This is a genomic window from Mesorhizobium sp. LSJC285A00 (assembly GCF_000503155.1).
Lineage (GTDB): Bacteria > Pseudomonadota > Alphaproteobacteria > Rhizobiales > Rhizobiaceae > Mesorhizobium.
Window position 1 is genome coordinate 1 of record NZ_AYVK01000089.1, and the last position, 4,213, is coordinate 4,213.

Consider the following 4,213-nt stretch of genomic DNA (forward strand, 5'->3'; position numbering starts at 1 on the left):
GGCGGCCGATGCGACGGAGTATTTCCAGATCCCGACCGGACGTGTGGTCGAGATCGGCACGCAGGTGGCGATTTAGGGCATGTCGCGGTTGAGAAGAATCGGTGCTGTCACATTGATTGAGCGGGTAAGGAAATTCAGGTAGCAGCGCGCCCGGCACTGTAAGTTTCAGCGGCTTGATGCACGCGATAGCTGGCCGGGACGGCTGTCACGCTGTGGCGACACACGCGATTTTGTTCAGATTTGCATGGGGGCGTTACGCAGGTCTCGATGTTGAGCCGATGACAGCGCATTGCAGGGAAAGTGAGCAGGTCGGCAATCGGATCATGGATGGAAACGAACCGCTGAAGCTGGCGTGCCGACTTGAAGCGTTTCATGATCCTTTCGCGTCGTCGGGTCGGCTGGTGCGAATTTTCCGCTCGATTATTCAGGCCTGTGTGCGACCGGTGTTCGACGAAGGGCATGAGGTCGCGCATGGCGGCATCATAGGATCGGAGCTTGTCGGTGATCATGATCCGTGGTGTCCGCCCTTGAGCTTTCAGCAACTTGCGCATCAGACGCTTTGCCGCCTTGGCATTTCGGCGGCTTTGTACCAGCACTTCGAGGACGAAGCCGTCCTGATCGACGGCACGCCAGAGCCACTGCTTCTTGCCACTGATAGCCACGACACATTCGTCGAGATGCCATTTGTCGCCCAGGCAGCCGGCTGATATTGATCTCCTGGGCGAAATGCCGTCCGAATTTCTCCGCGCAGCTTCGAACGGTCTGATGCGTGACGATGATGCCGCGGGCCGCCAGCATATCCTCAACCATGCGCAGGCTGAGCGGAAAGCGAAAGTAGAGCCATACCGCGTGCGCAATGATCTCGGGGGAAGCGGTGGCGACCATAGAGCGGACCACGAGCAACTTCTGACATGGCCCAATGTAAGCACATCTTCATAAGCTGTCGGCTGACTTTACGGTGCCGCGCCAAGCGAGCAGCATCCGGCCGGCGGGGCCGACCCCGTCTCCCGGCCGTGAGCAGAACGGCATCACGCAGGGGCCGCTTCATCCTCGACGCGGCCAGCCTGCTTTGCCGTTACCGCCGCCGCCGAAAGCGCCAGGCGTTGCCGCCAGGCGCCGGTCCGCCGGCAGCGGTTCGTCTCCACCGATGATCCGATTGCCAACCAATTCCACTTTCCCCCATACCTGCGTAACGCCGCTATGCAAATCTGGACGAAATCGCGTATGTCGCCGCAGCATGACAGCCGTCCCGACCAGCTATCGCTGCATCAAGACGCTGATATCTTTACAGTGCCCGCACGCCTCTCGCGCGCCAACCGCCAGTAGGTGTCGCGAATTGAGGCGCGCTGAAGCCGTCCGGCTCAGCCGATCATGGCGCTTCGGTTGCCGGGTTCGAGGTCGTGGCCTCTGCCGCTGCGCGATTCTAGCAATTGCGCCTTGGAGAGCTCTGCTTCAGCCTCGGCGAGGCATGGCTCGGCTGCGGTTCTCTGCCGCAGAAGGTCCGATTGCGAATTCTTGACGTTGTCACGACGTAGGCGAGCGGCCTTGGCGAACGTCGGATAAGCGAAATGATTGACATCGGAGATGCCGCCCTTCGTTTCCTCGGCGTTTATCTGGAACTCCAGTTCTCGCGCCATGCGTTCGAAATCGGCAATCATGATGTCTAGCTGGTGCAACTGTCGTCGCTTCTCATTCACCTGAAATTGCTTCAGTCGGACCAGATTACCTCGTGGCTTCATGACTCGGCACTCCGGTACCCATTTCGTCCAATCAAACCGCTCTCTCCCCTTGACGTTAGGCCTACAGCGACTCTCACGTTTTCTGCTGCGAGCGGAAACATATTTTCCAAAATCCTTGGCCGATGGCTATGAGTTCAATGCATCGACAAGCATGCGAGCGGGGGACTTAAGGGGCGGTAAAAAAAGGCGGAATAGGGCGATTTTCACAATGTCTGCATATGAACGCGTTGAGACCTGCGGCGGGCTTGACACACAAAGCAATCGTCAAGATTTGCGACATGGACGCCGGGGGGCATGAATACGCCCGCCGTCAGCTACACGCCCCCCGATTTCCGCCGCCTATTATCGCCCACGCGCTCTGGCTTTATTTCCGGTTTCCGCTGAGCCTGCGCCTGGTTGAGGAAATGCTGCTGGAACGCGGCATCGTGGTTTCGTATGAGACAAGTCGCCGGTGGGGCATCTAAGTTCGGGCTGGACTGCGCTCGCTGCTTGCGCCGCAAGCCGCCGTGCCGGAATGATGTCTGGTACCTGAACGAAGTGGTCGTCACCATCGCCCGGCAAAAAGCTTTGGTTGTGGCGCGCCGTCGACCAGGATGGATATGTGCTGGACGAAATCGTGCAAAACCGCCGCAACACCAAGGCCGCCAAGCGCTTGCTGACGCGGCCGTTGAAGAAGCAGGGGCTCGCGCCGAAGCGCATGATCACCGACTAGCTGCGCTCGTATGGAGCGGCAAAGCGACAGGTGATGCCGGATGTCAAGCACCGGTCGCACAAGGGGTTGAACAACGGAGCGGAGAATTCCCATGTGCCGCCGCGAAAACGGGAGCGGATGATGCAGAGGTCCGATCGCCGGGAGGCCTGCAACGCTTCGTCTCGACCTTGTCAGCCCTCCGCAACCTCTTCGTCCCGCCCCAAACGTTCTGCTCTCGCCATACATGTTCATCGCCTCAGCGCGATGGCGCTGGTGATATCACGACGCGTTTGTACCGCTCGACCTACGCCACAGGTGCCGACGCTGTGACGAGCTTCGTCGGTCGCGTGTCGAGTGACGGCACCGGGGACAATTATCGTCGACCGCAGTCCATTGCCCAGACCAAGGCGCTTCTCGGCGTCGGCACGATGGCAAATCGCAGCGTCACGATCTCGGCCGCTGCCCCTTCTGGCGGCGTGGACGGTGATTTCTGGGTGCAGCCGTAATGGCCCTTTACGTCAAAGCCTCCGGGGTCTGGGGGGCGGCTAGCGCCGTATGGGTGAAAATCTCAAGCCTCTGGACCAAGGCTCGACAGGTCTATGTGCGCAGCTCGGGCGTCTGGGCGAAAATGTTCCCGATAGATCTGGTCTTCAATGGCACTCACGAAGACTCGACTGCCACGACCGTTTACACCCACACCAGCATTCCGCTGCTTGTCGCGCCACACGCTAATCGTCGTGTCATCGTGACAACTGAGACCACTGACACCGAAAGTGCAGTGACCTCAACAGTATGACGATTGGGGGTGTGGCTGCCACCCTTCTCGCTCAGGTGGAAAGCATCTTCAATTCTGGTGTGGTCTATCTGTCAGTGTGGTCGGCCCTCGTGCCAACCGGTACGACGGCAACGATCGTGACCACGTATAGTGAGAGCGTGTTCCGTGACTACATGTCGGTCTATACGACCACCAATTGGGATGGTGTGGTGGGCACTGTTGCCTCTGACAACAATTCAACGGGTGGCCTGACAACGACCGTCAGCATTGGTGCCCTGGGCGCAGCGATCGCAATTGCGGGCAACGCCACCAAGGGGGCATCGGCACTGCGACATGGACCGGGCTGACCCAACAGTTCTCAACCACACCAGTCACGAATAGAAACCACAGCGGAGCAATGGCAATAGCTACCGCCGCCCAAGCTGCCCTCACCGTAACCTGTGCCTACAGCACTACTCCAGCACTTGTCGCACTGCTGGTGGTTCCGCGGTGCGCAACTCCTGACTGGCGACGGCGTCGGCGACATGCCTTACGGACTCGTATTGCCAGAGCTTGTAATCGTCGACAAACCAGCCAAGTCGGCTCTCGATCGCCGTAGCAAGCTCGTTATAGTCGAGGCTGTCGAGGCCGAGATCCCGCATTCTGGTTGTCATCGACACCTCTACTTTTTCGGCAACTAGAGCGTTGAGGGCTTTGAGAACCAGTTGTTCAATTTCAAGTAATGTCATCACTAATACATGCCTTTTGCTTGCAGCTTCAGGTAATGCAACCCTGATCGGGGCGCAACCCCAAAACGAGGTGTGCCGTTGAAACATAGTTCTTGTCATTGACGATGATGCCGCAATGCGGCGCCTCATCGCCGATGCATGCCCTGAAGGTAACCGCAGTCCACGATAGCAAGCAGTTTGACTATGTTCTTTCACGTGAGCCGGTCGATCTCGTGGTTGTTGACCTTAACCTAGGCCGGGAGGATGGACTTGCGATCGTCCGCAATCTGGCGACAAAATC

4 protein-coding genes and 4 pseudogenes are annotated in these 4,213 nt (G+C 58.6%); 4 read left to right on the top strand and 4 right to left on the bottom strand.

Annotation, left to right across the window (positions count from 1 at the left end; translation table 11 throughout):
* Positions 1-234: 234 nt before the first annotated feature.
* From X726_RS1000000170185 to X726_RS137435, 3 genes and pseudogenes are all read right to left on the bottom strand, one after another.
* Positions 235-913: pseudogene (locus tag X726_RS1000000170185) on the bottom strand (IS6 family transposase).
* Between the two features lie 50 nt (positions 914-963).
* Positions 964-1,163, bottom strand: a pseudogene (locus X726_RS1000000170190) (DUF1403 family protein); the annotation flags it as partial.
* Positions 1,164-1,361: 198 nt separating this feature from the next.
* Positions 1,362-1,739, bottom strand: coding sequence for a hypothetical protein (locus tag X726_RS137435; RefSeq protein WP_023690673.1), 378 nt, complete (start codon positions 1,737-1,739; stop codon positions 1,362-1,364).
* Positions 1,740-2,017: 278 nt separating this feature from the next.
* On the opposite strand from X726_RS137435, the pseudogene X726_RS01000000167795 reads away from it, so the two are divergent.
* The 3 genes and pseudogenes from X726_RS01000000167795 (at position 2,018) to X726_RS137420 (ending at position 3,552) form a co-directional block, all read left to right on the top strand.
* A pseudogene (locus X726_RS01000000167795) lies at positions 2,018-2,760 on the top strand (IS6 family transposase).
* Positions 2,757-2,936, top strand: a complete 180-nt coding sequence (locus X726_RS137430) for a hypothetical protein (protein WP_031194388.1) — start codon at positions 2,757-2,759, stop codon at positions 2,934-2,936. The pseudogene X726_RS01000000167795 and the gene X726_RS137430 overlap by 4 nt, the downstream one beginning before the upstream one ends.
* A gap of 301 nt (positions 2,937-3,237) precedes the next feature.
* Entirely contained in the window at positions 3,238-3,552 is a 315-nt protein-coding gene (locus X726_RS137420) for a hypothetical protein (RefSeq protein ID WP_023673908.1), read from the top strand.
* Between the two features lie 105 nt (positions 3,553-3,657).
* Here the strand turns inward: X726_RS137420 and X726_RS137415 are convergent, their stop codons facing one another.
* The gene (locus tag X726_RS137415) at positions 3,658-3,933 is read right to left on the bottom strand and encodes an acyl carrier protein (protein WP_023673909.1); all 276 of its coding nucleotides are present in this window, start codon (positions 3,931-3,933) and stop codon (positions 3,658-3,660) included.
* Positions 3,934-4,048: 115 nt separating this feature from the next.
* Between X726_RS137415 and X726_RS1000000170195 the strand changes: the two are divergent.
* Positions 4,049-4,213 (top strand): annotated as a pseudogene (locus X726_RS1000000170195) (DNA-binding response regulator); the annotation flags it as partial.